The sequence below is a fragment of the Bradyrhizobium sp. UFLA05-112 genome, assembly GCF_053572325.1.
The window spans coordinates 78443-93679 of the sequence record NZ_JBANBK010000029.1 but is presented as its reverse complement, the minus strand read 5'-3'; the positions used below and the strand labels follow the sequence as shown (position 1 = coordinate 93679).

The window sequence follows — 15237 nt, the reverse complement described above, 5'->3', positions numbered from 1 at the left end:
ACGCGCTTGCGAAGATCCAGAGAGTACGGCTTGCCCATCCATGCTGGCCTCCGTCCAGCCAGCATGGTGAATCAGAAGCAAGCTGATTTGGGAATCCCAAATCGATTCAACCTAACCCCATCCCGCTTTAGCCGACCTCGACAACACTGAGACGATCGGCCGGCTGCATCTCGCCGAGGCGCTCTCCTACCGCGCACTCGCGGAGGATGTACGCCAGTTGGCGTAACGCGCATCCGTATCAACCCGGCGGTAACGAGTTTCCTTTACGCTCTGCAAACCATAAGGCCCACGCGTTCATCTCGGCCGTTTTCCCGGCCTTGCGCGAGTCCTTGGTGAGTAGAGTGTCATGTTGCGTTTCAAGATCCTGGCTTCGGTTGTTCCCTTGATGGCAGCGGCGATGCTGGCGCGCGGCGGCCCCGGATCAGCATCGCATCCCTGCATCGCCGTCGGCGAGACCCCGGTCGAGCTCGCATCGGTGCCCTGGACCGCCGGCCTGCACGTTGCTTTCTCCGACGACCCTACCCGCGCCACCGTCCGCGTACAGATCACCGAGACGCCGGAGGCTGCGGACTTCGTCCTGGTCGACGACACCCCAACTTCGGAGACGGACGCCTGCCAATCGAGCGCGGCAACGCGCCTCGTCGCGATCTCCGCGCATCCGAGCAGCGATGCCCCGGTGATCTATCTCTCCAGCGAGGGCCCGGCCGACTATCGCATCTATGTGCGGTCGAGAACGTTCTCGACCCGCGATGCCGCCGCGCTGATCGTTGGCGCGGCCGGCGGGCATCGACACCTGCAGGCGGCCTCGCTCTGAGACGTTAACGTCTCATCAACCCTGTTTCGAGCCGGCCGCAAAACCTCAAACTGTTCGCAAGGTCGGACGACACATCGTCACCGAGGGCGGGCAAAGGAATTTCTTTCAGGAAGGGTCAGGATCGTTGGCGATGGGTCGGTCGTTCCGGATCAAAGTGCGCATGCGTCGCTTCAGGCGCCGCCATCCCAGGATCGCCTTCGCGATCCGCTCCTTCATGATCTTCTCGGCGACGTTCGGCGGCGCCTACGGCTTCATCGCCGGCAGCCGGGCCGAGAAGTCCGGCTACGATCCCAACGCCTTTGCGATCGGCGCGAGCTTCCTGTTCGCCCTCGCCTGCCTTGGGCTTGCCACGCTCAGCATGCGGCTGCGCTTCGTCAACAAGCGGCTGCGCACGCTCGCGACGCATAACGAGGCGCTGGTCGATCGCAATTGGGAGCTGAAGGAAGCTGAAGAGCGCGCGCGCAGCCTCTTTGAATCGCAAGGCGATCTAATCGTCCTGCGTGACCACCACGGACGAATCACCTTTGCCAACGACGCCTATTGCGAGCTTGCCGGCCAGGCGCGCGGCGCGTTGATCGGCACGCGCTTTAATTTCGACGTGCTGGAGCAGGGCGACAGCGCACTCGAAAGCAATGGCACGCGCATCCACGACCAGAGGATCGCAACACCGATCGGCGCACGCTGGGTCGCCTGGCGCGAGGGCTTCGTGCGGCTGGATGCCGGCCAGCCGGCCGAGCTCCAGAGCGTCGGCCGCGACGTCACCGATCGCACCGAGAGCGAACGCGCGCTCTCCGAGGCCCGCGACCAGGCCGATGCGGCCAACCGTGCCAAGTCGCGCTTCCTGGCGATGGCCAGCCACGAGATCCGCACGCCGCTCAACGGCATCATCGGCATGAGCAGCCTGTTGCTCGACACCACGCTGACGCCGGAGCAGACGACCTATGCAAGGGCGGTAAAAACCTCGGGCGAGGCGCTGACCGCGCTGATCGAGGAGCTGCTCGATTATTCCAAGATCGAGGCCGGCAAGCTCGACCTCGAGCAGCGTCCATTCGCCTTGTCGACCCTGATCGAGGAGATCACCGAGCTGCTCGCGCCGCGTGCGCAGTCAAAAAACCTCGAGATCGCGGCGTATGTCGACGAGCGCCTGCCGCTCGACGTCGTCGGCGATGCCCCGCGGCTGCGCCAGGTGCTGCTCAATCTCGCAGGCAATGCCATCAAGTTCACCGCGCATGGCGGCGTGGCGCTGATCGTCGAGCCCGGCCTGTGGCCGAACGAGATCAGCTTTCTCGTACGCGACACCGGCATCGGGATCGCGCCCGAGGCGCAGTCGCGCATCTTCCGCGAATTCGAGCAGGCCGACGAGCGCGTCGCGCGCACCTATGGCGGCACCGGCCTTGGCCTTGCGATCAGCGAGCGCATCGTCAAGCGCATGGGCGGCCGGATCACGCTGGAGAGCGAGCCGGGCAGGGGCTCGACCTTTGAGGTCTCGACTCCGCTCGCACCAGCCCAGGCCAGCACGGGACAAACCACGTTTCCTAGTCCCGACCTCACCGGCAAATCGATCCTGCTGATCGCCGCCCTAGGCATCGAGGCGTCGCTGATCGCGCGGCGGCTGGAGCGCTGGGGCGGCCAGACCTGCACGGTCTCGGACGTCGACGCCGCACTGGCGCTGCTGCCGGAGCGCTCCTGGCATGCCGTGCTGATCGATCGCGCGTTCGGTCCGGAGGTGGCGGCGCGGCTTGGCGACGCGGCCCGCGGTCACGCCGCGCAACGGCTGGTGCTGCTCACGCCCGCCACGCGGCACGAACAGCTCTCGCCGGCATTCACCGGCTACCTGGTGAAGCCGCTGCGTGCCGCCTCGCTCGCCGGGCGCCTGTCGCTGACGCCGGAAGTCGCCTCGCCCGAGCTCGCGCCGGAGCCACCGGCCGAGGCATCCATGACGCCGCCCGCAGTGACAAAGGGTCTGTCGATCCTGGTCGCGGAGGACAACGAGATCAACGCGCTGCTGATGCGATCCCTGCTGACGCGGCTTGGGCACCGCGTCGTGATCGCAACCCATGGCGAAGCGGCGCTGGAATCCTGGTTAGCTGCGAAATCCGCAGGCACACCGTATGATCTCGTGCTGATGGATATCCAGATGCCGCAGCTCGACGGCATCGAAGCGGCCATGCGCATCCGCACGCATGAAGCAGGTGAGGACGGCCGCCGCACGCCGATCCTGGCGCTGACCGCGAACACGCTGGTGGAAGATCGCTACGCCTGTTTCGAAGCGGGCATGGACGGATTTTTGATCAAGCCCCTCGACCGCGAGAAGCTGGAGGAGGCGCTCGCCGGCCTCGCAGCGTCACGGCATGTGGCGGTGTAGCCACGACCGACGCCGCGGTAGGGTGGGCAAAGCGAAGCGTGCCCACCATCTCCCACGAATGCAACAGAAGTGGTGGGCACGGCACGCGAAGGGCGCGCCTTTGCCTAGGCACTTTCATCGGCGCGCGCAGCGGCCCGGCAAAACCTCACTCGCCGATCTGGTCGACCTGCTTGAAATGGTCGCCCTCGACCACGTTGACGAAGATGACGGCCGATTTGTTGTCGCCCTTCTCGGTCCATTGCACCGGCCTCGCATAGGCGATGCCCTGGAAGGTCAATTTTCGCAACGCCGCTACGACGTCGGCACGCGTTGGCGCGCCTTCCTTCGCCTTGGCCGCTTCGGCGATCGCGGTCATCAACACTCGCGCTGAATCATAGGAGCTCGCGGCATAGTTGTTGATAGGGCCGTACTTCGCCGTGTACTTGGCGCCGAACTCGGACGAGCCGGGCACCGTGCCGATGGCGGGTGCAGCGGAGAGAATGCGAACGCCTTCGGCCGTCGTCGCCGCGCCGTCGGCGGCCTGGATGAAGGCCTTGGTGTCCCAGCATCCGTCGCCGCAGCTGAATAGCTGGGTCAGGCCCTGCGCACGCATCTCCTTGAGGATCAGCGCGCCTTCGCGAATGCCGGCAAAGAACAGCACGTCGAAATCCCGAGGCCACGATTTGACGAAATCGGCAAAATCCTTCTCGCCGACCTTGACCGATTTGCGCGCAACCACGGTGCCGCCGGCGCCGAAGCCCGCAACGAACTGGTCGGCGAGGCCGACGCCATAGGACGTCCCGTCGTCGACCACGAGCGCGCGCTTCTTGCCCAGCTTCTCCATCAGGTAGCGTGCCAACCCCGGCCCTTTCCGGTCGTCGCGATTGGTCAGGCGGAAGATGGTGGCAAAGCCGCTCTCCGTCACTTTCGGATTCGACGCCATCGGCGTGATCACCGCAAGCGAGCAGTCCGCATAGATCTGGCCGGTGGCGATGGCGACGCCACTGTTGACGTGGCCGACCACGCCCAAAATGGCCGGATCATCGCAAAACGCCTTGGCGACCGTCTTTCCGATCTCGGGATCGGCCTTGTCGTCAATCGCCGTCGCAACGACCTTGGCGCCGGCGACGCCGCCCGCCGCGTTGCGCTCGTCGACCGCGAGTTCCGCCGCCTGTTTCATCTCGACACCGAAACCGGCCGAGGTCGTGGTCAAGGGACCGCCGATGCCGATCTTGACGTCCTTGCCGGCCAGTTGCGCGGCAGACGGGTCCATAGCCGCAAGAGCGAGAACGGACACGAGCAGGGGGAGAGCGCCGCGACGACAGGTCATGGTAACCTCCAAAGATCGTTTTAGAGGTATCAGGCTGTCACGCACCCCGTCGCCAGTCAATAATCGATAGATGGTTACAGTTTTTGCCTTGCGCGGGGCTTCGAAAATGCCTGAGATAACGCGGCTTCGTCTGGGGCAGGGCGGTACGGCACGCCGCGGCGAGCTCTTTTTGTGCAATTTGATGGTTACACATGAGCACCATCCCGCGAACCAAAATCGTGCTCCCACCCTCCCGCGCCGGCAGTCTCGATCTCGTCGGCGGCGAACTGGCATGGGATTTCACCAACACGTCGTCGGCACGCGGCTCTGCCGCGCACCAGGAGCACCTGAGGGATTTCGACACGCTGATGCAGTGGGTCGAGCACGCCCGCGTCATGCCGCCCTCCGATTGCGCCTACATCCGTGCCCAGCTGTCGGGCCATCCGCGTCGGGCGCGCCACGCCTTCGGGCGCGCCCTCGAGCTGCGCGAGCTGATCTGGACGATCGGCACCGCGCTCGCCGAGCAGCGGCCGGTCCCGGCCAGGTCTCTTGATCTCTTGTCAGCCGCCCACGCGGAATACCTGCGCCACGCCGAGATGAGGATGCGCCTGGGCAGTTACATCTGGGTGTTTGATCCGCGCCGCGACATCGAGGCTGCGATCCTCGGCCCCATCACGCTGTCCGCCTTGACGCTCTTGATGGAGAAGGACCTCTTGCGCACCAGGCGCTGCGCCGGCCAGGAATGCGGCTGGCTGTTCTTCGACACCACCAAGAACAATCGCCGCCGCTGGTGCGAAATGCGCGTCTGCGGCAACCGCGCCAAGGTGCGTGCCGCGCGTGACAGACAGAGACAGGCGCGAAAAGGCTGAACGGCATCTGGAGGTGTAGCCACAATCGACGCAGCCGTAGGGTGGGCAAAGGCGCTCTTGCGCCGTGCCCACCATCTCTCCACGCATACAACAGAAGTGGTGGGCACGACGCGCGAAGCGGGCGCCTTCGCCCACCCTACAACAACGCGGCTACAGCCGTCGCAGCGCCACGGTCTCCACCACGTGGTCGGCGCCCTTCTTCAGGATCAGCGTCGCGCGGGGGCGGGTGGGCAGAATGTTGTCCTCGAGATTGGCGAGGTTGGTACGCTCCCAGATCGCGAGCGCGGTGGCGGTCGCTTCCTCGTCCGACAGCGGCGCATAGCGGTGGAAGTAGGACCTGGGATCGGTGAACGCGGTGTCCCTGAGCGCCAGGAAGCGCTTCACATACCATTGCCGCAGCGCTGCTTCGTCAGCGTCGATATAAACCGAGAAGTCGAAGAAGTCGGACACGACCGGCACCGCCTTGCCGTCACGCGGCAGCTTGCCGGTCTGCAGCACGTTGACGCCCTCGACGATCAAAATATCCGGCTGGTCGATCTCGACCCACTGGTTCGGCACGATGTCGTAGGTCAGATGCGAATAGACCGGCGCGCGCACGGGGTGGCGGCCGGCCTTGATGTCGGAGAGGAAGCTGAGCAGCAACGGCAGGTCATAGCTCTCCGGAAAACCTTTTTTCTGCACCAGGCCCTGCCGTTCCAGCACCGCAAGGGGATAGAGAAAACCGTCCGTCGTGATCAGGTCGACCTTCGGCCGCGGCGACCAGCGCGCGAGCAAGGCCTGAAGCACGCGAGCGGTGGTGGACTTTCCGACCGCGACGGAACCCGCGACGCCGATGATGTAAGGCATCTTGCGATCGCGGATGTTGAGGAACTGGCGCTGCGAATAATACAGGCGCTGCATGGCGTCGACATAGATCGACAGCAGCCGCGACAGCGGCAGATAGATGTCCTCGACCTCCTGAAGGTCGAGGCGGTCGTGCAGCGAGCGCAGGCGGTCGAACTCGCCCGGCTCCAGCGTCATCGGCGTATCGTCGCGCAATCGCGCCCATTGTTCGCGCGTATAGACGCGGTAGGGATTATAGATCTGCTCGGGTGCGCGGATATCCATGACGCCGCTTCTCCACTAGAGCACGATCCGGAAAAGTGTGAAGCGGTTTTCCGTAAAGATCATGCTCGAATAAAAACCCTACTCGCTCTTGCGCGCTGCCTTCTCTTCCAACCCCGACATCGAAGTGCGCTTGTCCAGCGCCGCCTCGACCTCTTCCAGCTTTACGCCACGCGCCTTGAGCAGCACAAGGAAGTGGTAGAGCAGGTCGGCGCTTTCAGCGATCAGATGCGCGCGATTGTTTTCGACTGCTGCGATTACGGTTTCGACTGCTTCCTCGCCGAACTTTTTCGCGCAATGTTCCGCGCCCTTGTCCAGGAGCTTGCGGGTATAGGACGCCTCGCCACCAGCCGCAGCGCGGGCTTCGATGGTTGCGGCCAGATCGTGGATCGTGAAACGCGACATACGAAATACTCAGAAACACATGGCCAGCCTCATCGGCCGGTCCAGACTTGCCTGTGTAGCATTTTTGCGAAGCGGAGTCGTCAGGCATCCAGCCGCATTGGCAGACCGCGACGGGCCATGTGGTCCTTGGCCTCGCGGATTGTAAATTCCCCAAAGTGGAAGATCGATGCCGCCAGCACCGCGGTCGCATGGCCGTCGCGGATGCCGTCGACGAGATGATCGAGATTGCCGACGCCGCCCGAGGCGATCACGGGAACGGGAACGCTGTCGGCGATCGCCCGGGTCAGCGGGATGTCAAAGCCCTGCCTGGTGCCGTCGCGGTCCATCGAGGTGAGCAAGATTTCACCAGCACCCAGCGACACCACCTCCTGGGCATATTCGATGGCATCGATGCCGGTCGAGTTGCGCCCGCCATGCGTAAAGATCTCCCAGCGATCGGAGCCGCCGGGGCGCTTGACGCGCTTGGCGTCGATCGCAACCACCACGCACTGCTCGCCGAACTTTTCGGCGGCCTCCTTGACGAACTCGCGCCGCGACACCGCGGCGCTGTTGATCGAGACCTTGTCGGCGCCCGAGCGCAGCAGCGTCTTGATATCATCGACCTTGCGCACGCCGCCGCCGACGGTGACCGGCATGAAGCAGGCTTCCGCGGTACGCCGGACCACGTCCAGCATGATGCCGCGGTTCTCGTGGGTCGCGGTGATGTCGAGAAAGCAGAGCTCGTCGGCGCCGGCCGCGTCATAGGCGATCGCCGCCTCGACGGGATCGCCGGCATCGCGCAGGTCGACGAAGTTGACGCCCTTGACGACCCGTCCGTCCTTGACGTCGAGGCAGGGGATCACGCGCACCTTGAACATCTGTCGTCTCCTACAGCATGATCCGGAAAAGTGCGAAGCGGTTTTCCGAAAAGATCATGCTCAAGCAAAAACCTAAAGCGCGACGAAGCTTCATCCCGATTTCGTCGCGCTTTAGGCGCGCGCGTTGCGGATCAGGGTGAGGGCAGAAGCGGGATCGAGCCTGCCGTCATAGAGCGCACGGCCGGCGATCGCACCCGCAAGCTTTTTCGCCCGCGGCGTCAGCATGGCCTTGACGTCCTCGATCGAGGCGAGGCCGCCGGAGGCGATCACGGGGATGGAGATGGCGTCGGCAAGCGCAATCGTGGCATCGAGATTCAAGCCCTTCAGCAATCCATCGCGCGCGATGTCGGTGAAGATGATGGCGGCGACGCCGGCATCCTCGAAACGCTGCGCGATCTCCAGCACAGTCACCTCTGAGGTCTCGGCCCAGCCTTCGACGGCAACCTTGCCATCTCGGGCATCGAGTCCCACGGCGACGCGGCCGGGGAATTTCTTCGCCGCGCTCTTCACCAGCTCCGGGTCGCGCACGGCGGCCGTGCCGATGATGACGCGCGTGATGCCCTTGGCGAGCCAGGCCTCGACGGTCGCGAGATCACGAATGCCGCCGCCGAGCTGCACCGGGATCTGAAGCGTCTTCAGCATGGCCTCCACGGCCTGCGCGTTCACCGGCTTGCCGGCGAAGGCGCCGTCGAGATCGACGACGTGGAGATATTCAAATCCCTGCGCGACGAAGCTCTGAGCCTGAGCAGCAGGATCGAGGTTGAACACCGTGGCGCGCGCCATGTCGCCTTGCTCCAGGCGCACACACTGGCCGTTCTTGAGGTCGATAGCGGGGAAGAGGATCACGGCTTCCATCTCAGAAAGTTCGAGATCAGGGCGAGGCCGAAGCGCTGGCTCTTCTCGGGGTGAAACTGGGTGCCGATCGCGGTGTCCCTGGCCACGATCGCCGTGACCGGACCGCCATAGTCGGCGCGCGCGAGCACGTCCGCCTCGTTGGCGGCATTGAGGTGGTAGGAGTGCACGAAATAGGCGTGCTGGCCCTTCGGGCCGAGCGGCAGCTTTTCCAGCACCGGGTGCTCGCGCAACACCTCGAGCGTGTTCCAGCCCATATGCGGAATCTTCAGGTTCTCGTCGCGCGGCGTGATCTTCTCGACGTCGCCCGCGATCCAGTTCAAGCCGTCCGTCGTGACATGCTCCTTGCCTCGGCTCGCCATCAGCTGCATGCCGACGCAGATGCCAAGGAAAGGCCGCGCCTTCACGCGCACCGCTTCAGTGATCGCCTCGACCATGCCGTTGACGGCATCAAGCCCACGACGGCAATCGGCGAAGGCGCCGACGCCGGGCAGCACCAGGCGATCGGCGCCGTAGGCCTGATCCGGATCGCTCGTCACGAAGACCTTCTGGCCGTCCGCCATGCTGCGCGCGGCGCGCTCGAAGGCTTTTGCGGCAGAATGCAGATTGCCGGAACCGTAATCGATGATGGCGACGCTCATCGTGACCCTCCCGGTTCTGGAAACAATCCGATAATGCCACCGGATGGAAGCGGCGGCGGGTTTGAGAATGGCTGCCCCGGGACGCTCCGGGTCGGCGGTGGACCGCCGCGATCGACGGCCCACTGATCATTGACGATGCCGCGCTGTGTCTTGCTCCAGCGCTCGAAGAAGCGGCGCTCGGCAGTGTCGTGATCGTCGGCGATGACGACATCGAGCTGACGCCAATTGCCGCGCGACAACGTCCAGCGGCGCAGGCTCGACGCCTCGAGGCCCATCAAGAGGGCCAGGACGATATCTGCAAGGAAGATCGAGGAGCGGCCGGCGCCAACGCTCGAAAGCCCAGCCTGGAACGCTGCAAAGAAGATCACCCAGCCGAGCAGCGCCAGCCACAGCCGGTGCCACAATAGCCAGAACGGGCCGAAGACCATCGCCCAGAAATGAAAGCCGTCGCGCACGAAGACGAAGTTGTCCGTCGCGCGCAGGTCCGCGCCGCTGGGGCCGGGAGCATGAACTGTGTAGGCAGGCATGTTGGATGCCCCGTTCTTAAGAAGATATTTGATACCGCCGGCGGCGCTCATCGCCGCGAGACGGAGCTGTCAGCCGCCGAGCGAGCCCTTGGTGGAGGGCACTTCGCCCGCCGCCCGCGGATCGATCGCCACGGCGGTGCGGAGCGCCCGCGCCAGACCCTTGAAGCAGGATTCGGCGATATGGTGGCTGTTCTCGCCATATAGGGTCTCTACGTGGAGAGTCACGCCGGCGTTCATGGCGAAGGCCTGAAACCATTCGCGCACGAGCTCGGTGTCGAACTCGCCGATCTTGTCGCGGGGGAAGTCGGCCTTGAACACCAGGACCGGGCGGCCCGAGATGTCGATGACGACGCGCGACAGCGTCTCGTCCATGGGCATGTGGACGCTGGCATAGCGGGTGATGCCCGCCATGTTGCCGAGCGCCTGCTTGACGGCCTGGCCGAGCGCGATGCCGGTGTCTTCGGTCGTATGGTGATAATCAATGTGCAGGTCGCCCACTGCCTTGACCGTGAGGTCGATGCGGGAATGGCGGGCGAGGAGATCGAGCATATGGTCGAAAAAACCGATCCCGGTCGCGATATCAGACACGCCGGATCCGTCGAGGTTCACGGATACCTCGATGTCGGTCTCCTTGGTCTTGCGCTTGATCGTCGCAGTGCGCATTGAAGCGAGCTTTCACTCTTAGGTGTGAGCATGATCTCCTCGGAAAACCGGTGCCCACTTTTCCGGATCATGCTCGTTCGGGCCGAAAACGGCGGTCTTTTAACAGCCAAATGACGCCTTCGCTACTGCGGGATGGCCGGGGCAGGGCTCTACTTCCGCCTATGGTGAGCGGAATTGGCCCGGAGCGGCCTTTGTGCGCCCGTTGTGCGCTGGTTGTGCCTTTGGGCCGGACCGCCTAAATCAGGCCCGACAACGAGGTACTTCATGCAGGATCCGCAAAACAGCTCGGTCTGGCACGGCACGACGATCGTAACGGTTCGCAAGGGCGGCCGGGTGGTGGTCGGCGGCGACGGCCAGGTCTCGATCGGCCAGACCGTGATCAAGTCCAACGCCAAAAAGGTCCGCAAGCTCGGCAAGGGCGACGTGATCGGCGGCTTTGCCGGGGCCACGGCCGACGCCTTCACACTCTTTGAGCGGTTGGAATCCAAACTCGAGCAATATCCGGGGCAGCTGACCCGGGCCGCGGTCGAGCTTGCCAAGGACTGGCGCACCGACCGGTATCTGCGGCGGCTCGAGGCCATGATGATCGTGGCCGACAAGGACGTCTCCCTGGTCCTGACCGGGACCGGTGACGTGCTGGAGCCCGAGGCCGGCGTGATGGCGATCGGCTCGGGCGGCAACTATGCGCTGGCGGCAGCGCGCGCCCTGCTCGACACCGACAAGGACGCCGAGACCATCGTCCGCCGCTCGCTCGACATCGCCGCCGATATCTGCGTCTACACCAACCGCAGCGTGACGATCGAAAGCCTGTCGAGCGGCTAGAGGATCCATCTGTGGACGAACAGCGCAGCTCCGGGCTCGGTCTAACCTCTCCCCCTTGCGGGAGAGGTCGCGCCGAAGGCGCGGGTGAGGGCTCTCGCCTCTTGGGGGCTCTTGCTAGCGGAGACACCCTCTCCCCAACCCTCTCCCGCAAGCGGGAGAGGGGGCGCACCACCGATGGGGCTGCTAGATGTCCCTTACCTATACCTTCCGCCCGATGATCGCGGCCGACCTGCCGCTGATCCGGCGGTGGCTGAAAGCGGCCCATGTGCGGGAATGGTGGGGCGATCCGGATGAGCAATTTGCCCTCGTGAGCGGTGACCTCATTGAGCCCGCGATGGACCAGTTCATCGTGTTGGCCGAGGGCAAGCCGTTCGGCTATCTTCAGTGCTACAGCCTGACTGCGTGGAATACGGGCTTTGGGCCGCAGCCGGAGGGGACACGTGGCATCGACCTTTTCATCGGTGAAGCCGACATGATCACACGCGGGCATGGCTCGTCGTTTATCCGGCAGTTCGTCGATGAGAAGCTGCGGCAAGGGCTCCCGCGCATGGTGACCGATCCTGATCCGCTGAACGTTCGCGCCGTGCGCGCCTACGAAAAGGCGGGTTTTGGGCCAGTCGGCATGGTGCAGACACCCGACGGGCCGTCGTTGCTGATGATGCGCAATCCATGACCTCAGCGCCAACCCACGCCATCAAGACGGCGGTTTCACCGATCTACTGGATCGGCATTGCGCTGTTGCTGCTGGCGCTGCAGGCCTCGATTCTGCTTGCCATGGGCCGGGTGCCGATCTGCACCTGCGGCTATGTCAAGCTCTGGCACGGCGTGGTGAACAGCTCGGAGAATTCCCAGCACATCGCCGATTGGTACAGCTTCTCCCACATCCTCCATGGCTTCCTGTTCTACGGATTGACCTGGCTGCTGTTCGCGCGCCTGCCGTTGCTGCAACTATCCTGGCCGGCACGGCTGATGATCGCGATGCTGATCGAAGGCAGCTGGGAGATCGTCGAGAATTCGCCCTTCATCATCGAGCGCTATCGCGCCGGCACGATCTCGCTGGATTATTACGGCGACAGCATCGTCAACTCAGTTTCTGACACGCTGTTCATGGTGCTCGGCTTCCTCACGGCCCGCGTTCTGCCGGTCACGATCATCGTCCTGATCGGGCTCGCTTTCGAGCTCATGATGGCGCTCCACATTCGCGACAATCTGACGCTCAATATTCTGATGCTGATCCATCCGATCGAGGCCGTGAAACAATGGCAATCCGGTCCGCCGATCATCTGACCCTACCAAAATGCGACTTGTCCCGGCCGGTTTCTGACCCTAGCTAAGGTCCCATGACAGACTTCTCTCCCCGCGAAATCGTTTCCGAACTCGACCGTTTCATCGTTGGCCAGTCCGAGGCCAAGCGCGCCGTCTCGATCGCGCTGCGGAACCGCTGGCGGCGCCAGCAGCTCACCGGCTCGCTTCGCGAGGAGGTACTGCCGAAGAACATCCTGATGATCGGCCCGACCGGCGTCGGCAAGACCGAGATCGCGCGGCGGCTGGCCAAGCTCGCCAACGCGCCGTTCCTTAAAGTTGAAGCCACCAAATTCACCGAGGTCGGCTATGTCGGCCGCGACGTCGAGCAGATCGTGCGCGATCTCGTCGAGGTCGCCATCGCCCAGGTGCGCGAGAAGAAGCGCAAGGACGTGCAGGCCCGCGCCCAGCTTGCCGCCGAGGAGCGCGTGCTGGACGCCCTCGTCGGCGCCAATGCCAGCTCCGCGACGCGGGAATCCTTCCGCAAGAAGCTGCGCGCCGGCGAGCTCAACGACAAGGAAATCGAGATCGAGACGCAGTCCACCGGCGGCGGTCTTCCGATGTTCGAAATCCCGGGCATGCCGGGCTCACAGATGGGCGCGATCTCGATCGGCGACATCTTTGGCAAGCTCGGCGGCCGCACCAAGACGCGGCGACTGACGGTCGAGGGCTCGCACGAGATCCTCGTCAACGAGGAATCCGACAAGCTCCTGGACACTGACCAGCTCACGCTGGAGGCGATCAGCGCGGTCGAGAACAACGGCATCGTGTTCCTGGACGAGATCGACAAGATCTGCGCACGCGACGGTCGCGTCGGCGGCGACGTCTCGCGCGAAGGCGTGCAGCGGGACCTGCTGCCGCTGATCGAGGGCACCACCGTCTCGACCAAGCACGGTGCCGTCAAGACCGACCACATCCTGTTCATCGCGTCCGGCGCCTTCCACGTCGCCAAGCCCTCGGACCTCTTGCCGGAATTGCAGGGCCGCCTGCCGATCCGCGTCGAATTGCAGGCGCTGACCCGCGACGACATGCGGCGCATCCTCACCGAGCCCGAGGCCTCGCTGATCAAGCAATATGTCGCGCTGATGCAGACCGAGGGCGTGATGCTCGACATCACCGACGGCGCCATCGATGCGCTGGCCGACATCGCGGTCGCCGTCAATTCGACGGTCGAGAACATCGGCGCGCGGCGGCTTCAGACCGTGATGGAGCGGGTGCTGGACGAGATTTCCTTCACCGCGCCCGACCGCAACGGCGAAACCATCCGGATCGACGCCGACTTCGTGCAGAAGCACATCGGCGACCTCGCCAAGAACGCCGATCTAAGCCGGTTTATTTTGTAATTTCGGGCGGTCGCGCTAATTATGCCGCTGTCGTCCTGGCGAAAGCCAGGACCCATAACCACCAGCGGTCCTTGTTGAAACAGATGGCGGCCCCAGTCTCGGCTCAAACAACCTCCTGTGGTTATGGGTCCCGGATCAGCGCTCGCTACGCTCGCTTGTCCGGAACGACGGCGGAGAAAGCTCTCCCCAGCTCGGGTGCGGCGTGACCGTACGCATCCTGCAAAACCCCTGGCGCCTGCTGCTCGCGATCAACGCCGCCGTGATCGCCGGCGTGTTCATCCATAAAATCCTGCTGCCGCCCTACGTCCCCTACATCCACCTGCTCGTCGACTATCATTTCGGCTTCATCAAGCGCGCGCTGATCGGCGCCATCGTCGGGCTGTTCACGACCAAGGTCCCGGTGTGGCTGGTGTTTGCGCTTGGCGGGGCGACGTGGCTGGTGACGCTCTGTCTGTTCGTTCAGCTTTTCCGCAAGGTCTTCGGTCTCAACGAGAAGACCCTGCCGCTGTTCGTGTTCATCGCGGGCTCGCCGTTCTTCCTGAAAAATTTCATGCATACGCTCGGCCATTTCGACATCTACGGCTGTGCGCTCGCGATCGTGCTGCTGCTGATCCCGGCACGCTCGATCCTCCATGTTGCGCTGGCAGCGGTGTTCTCGATCGTGCTGATCCTGATTCACCACATTCATCTCCTGATGTATGTGCCGACGATCATCATGATCGTCGTCGTCAGGCATTATGTCGCGCACGGCACCAATCGCGCGAACGTCGCGTTCGGGCTCGCGGCGCTGCTTTGTGTCAGTACGCTGTTCTTCGCCGCGCAATTTTTGGGAACGATGCCGGTCCCAGAGACCGATTTCGTCGCCCATCTGAAGAGCCGGATGGCTGATCCTGCGCGTACCGATCTCCTGCAATTCAGCTACATCTGGTATCAGCCCCTGGCGAAGGAGCTTGCGGATACCTGGGGCCGTATGCCCCACAACATTCTCGGCGTGCCCGTCTTTGCGCTGCTGATCTGGCTGCACATGCCACTCTGGCGTTATTTCGCGGGCCTGATCCACGCGCTCGCCGATGCGACGCACCGGCGTCTCGTCATCGCAGGGCTTGTCGGCGTCAGTCTCGCCTATGTCGTGATGTTCGCGATGGTGTTCGACTATTCGCGCTGGATCTCGAACTGGGCGGTCTGCATGTTCCTGATCCTGCACGCGGTGAAGATGCTGCCGGCCAGGCAGGAAGTGCTTTCGATTCCAACCGAGGACCGCAAGACGAATATCTTCGGTGTGATCATCACCTTGATCCCGCGCGTCGGAATCGTGCGGCCTTTTTAGGGCTACGCAAGGACGCGCCACCTGCCGCCGCGACGGTGCACTCCCTCTCCCGCTTGCG

The 15237-nt window shown here is 63.9% G+C and carries 16 protein-coding genes; 8 read left to right on the top strand and 8 right to left on the bottom strand.

Features of this window, described 5'->3' with window-relative positions:
- Positions 1–346 precede the first annotated feature (346 nt).
- Together SO180_RS18885 and SO180_RS18880 are read left to right on the top strand one after the other, a co-directional pair.
- A complete protein-coding gene (locus tag SO180_RS18885; protein ID WP_449380339.1) occupies positions 347–814 on the top strand; it encodes a hypothetical protein in 468 nt (155 codons plus the stop codon).
- A 130-nt stretch (positions 815–944) separates the two neighbouring features.
- Complete coding sequence (locus SO180_RS18880) at positions 945–3179, top strand: PAS domain-containing hybrid sensor histidine kinase/response regulator (RefSeq protein ID WP_449380338.1); 2235 nt, start codon at positions 945–947, stop codon at positions 3177–3179.
- A gap of 145 nt (positions 3180–3324) precedes the next feature.
- Here the strand turns inward: SO180_RS18880 and SO180_RS18875 are convergent, their stop codons facing one another.
- Positions 3325–4488 carry a branched-chain amino acid ABC transporter substrate-binding protein gene (locus tag SO180_RS18875; RefSeq protein WP_449380337.1) on the bottom strand — a complete coding sequence of 388 codons (1164 nt, stop codon included), beginning with the start codon at positions 4486–4488 and terminating at the stop codon, positions 3325–3327.
- A gap of 191 nt (positions 4489–4679) precedes the next feature.
- Here SO180_RS18875 and SO180_RS18870 point away from each other — a divergent pair, with 191 nt between their 5' ends.
- A complete protein-coding gene (locus SO180_RS18870) occupies positions 4680–5336 on the top strand; it encodes a CGNR zinc finger domain-containing protein (protein WP_449380336.1) in 657 nt (218 codons plus the stop codon).
- Between the two features lie 150 nt (positions 5337–5486).
- Here SO180_RS18870 and coaA read toward each other — a convergent pair whose 3' ends face one another.
- The 7 genes from coaA to hisB form a co-directional block, all read right to left on the bottom strand.
- Positions 5487–6443, bottom strand: coding sequence for a type I pantothenate kinase (gene coaA, locus SO180_RS18865; protein WP_449380335.1), 957 nt, complete (start codon positions 6441–6443; stop codon positions 5487–5489).
- Positions 6444–6521: 78 nt separating this feature from the next.
- Entirely contained in the window at positions 6522–6845 is a 324-nt protein-coding gene (locus SO180_RS18860; RefSeq protein WP_449380334.1) for a phosphoribosyl-ATP diphosphatase, read from the bottom strand.
- 80 nt (positions 6846–6925) lie between these two features.
- Entirely contained in the window at positions 6926–7702 is a 777-nt protein-coding gene (gene hisF, locus SO180_RS18855; protein ID WP_027525124.1) for an imidazole glycerol phosphate synthase subunit HisF, read from the bottom strand.
- A gap of 111 nt (positions 7703–7813) precedes the next feature.
- On the bottom strand, positions 7814–8557 hold the full coding sequence (gene hisA / locus SO180_RS18850) for a 1-(5-phosphoribosyl)-5-[(5-phosphoribosylamino)methylideneamino]imidazole-4-carboxamide isomerase (RefSeq protein ID WP_449380333.1): 744 nt from the start codon (positions 8555–8557) through the stop codon (positions 7814–7816).
- On the bottom strand, positions 8545–9195 hold the full coding sequence (gene hisH, locus SO180_RS18845) for an imidazole glycerol phosphate synthase subunit HisH (RefSeq protein ID WP_449380332.1): 651 nt from the start codon (positions 9193–9195) through the stop codon (positions 8545–8547). Before hisH ends, hisA begins: the two co-directional genes overlap by 13 nt.
- Positions 9192–9722 (bottom strand): DUF2628 domain-containing protein, encoded by a 531-nt coding sequence (locus tag SO180_RS18840; protein ID WP_449380331.1) that lies wholly within the window; start codon positions 9720–9722, stop codon positions 9192–9194. Before SO180_RS18840 ends, hisH begins: the two co-directional genes overlap by 4 nt.
- A gap of 69 nt (positions 9723–9791) precedes the next feature.
- Positions 9792–10385: an imidazoleglycerol-phosphate dehydratase HisB gene (gene hisB, locus SO180_RS18835; RefSeq protein WP_449380330.1), complete on the bottom strand. Its 594-nt coding sequence runs from the start codon at positions 10383–10385 to the stop codon at positions 9792–9794.
- A gap of 264 nt (positions 10386–10649) precedes the next feature.
- Between hisB and hslV the strand changes: the two genes are divergently transcribed.
- The 5 genes from hslV (at position 10650) to SO180_RS18810 (ending at position 15179) form a co-directional block, all read left to right on the top strand.
- The gene (hslV, locus tag SO180_RS18830; protein WP_449380329.1) at positions 10650–11207 is read left to right on the top strand and encodes an ATP-dependent protease subunit HslV; all 558 of its coding nucleotides are present in this window, start codon (positions 10650–10652) and stop codon (positions 11205–11207) included.
- Positions 11208–11394: 187 nt separating this feature from the next.
- On the top strand, positions 11395–11880 hold the full coding sequence (locus SO180_RS18825) for a GNAT family N-acetyltransferase (RefSeq protein WP_449380328.1): 486 nt from the start codon (positions 11395–11397) through the stop codon (positions 11878–11880).
- Positions 11877–12494, top strand: a complete 618-nt coding sequence (locus SO180_RS18820) for a DUF2585 domain-containing protein (protein WP_449380327.1) — start codon at positions 11877–11879, stop codon at positions 12492–12494. Before SO180_RS18825 ends, SO180_RS18820 begins: the two co-directional genes overlap by 4 nt.
- 53 nt (positions 12495–12547) lie before the next feature.
- Complete coding sequence (hslU, locus tag SO180_RS18815; protein ID WP_449380326.1) at positions 12548–13852, top strand: ATP-dependent protease ATPase subunit HslU; 1305 nt, start codon at positions 12548–12550, stop codon at positions 13850–13852.
- A gap of 202 nt (positions 13853–14054) precedes the next feature.
- Positions 14055–15179, top strand: coding sequence for a hypothetical protein (locus SO180_RS18810; RefSeq protein WP_449380325.1), 1125 nt, complete (start codon positions 14055–14057; stop codon positions 15177–15179).
- Positions 15180–15237 lie beyond the last annotated feature (58 nt).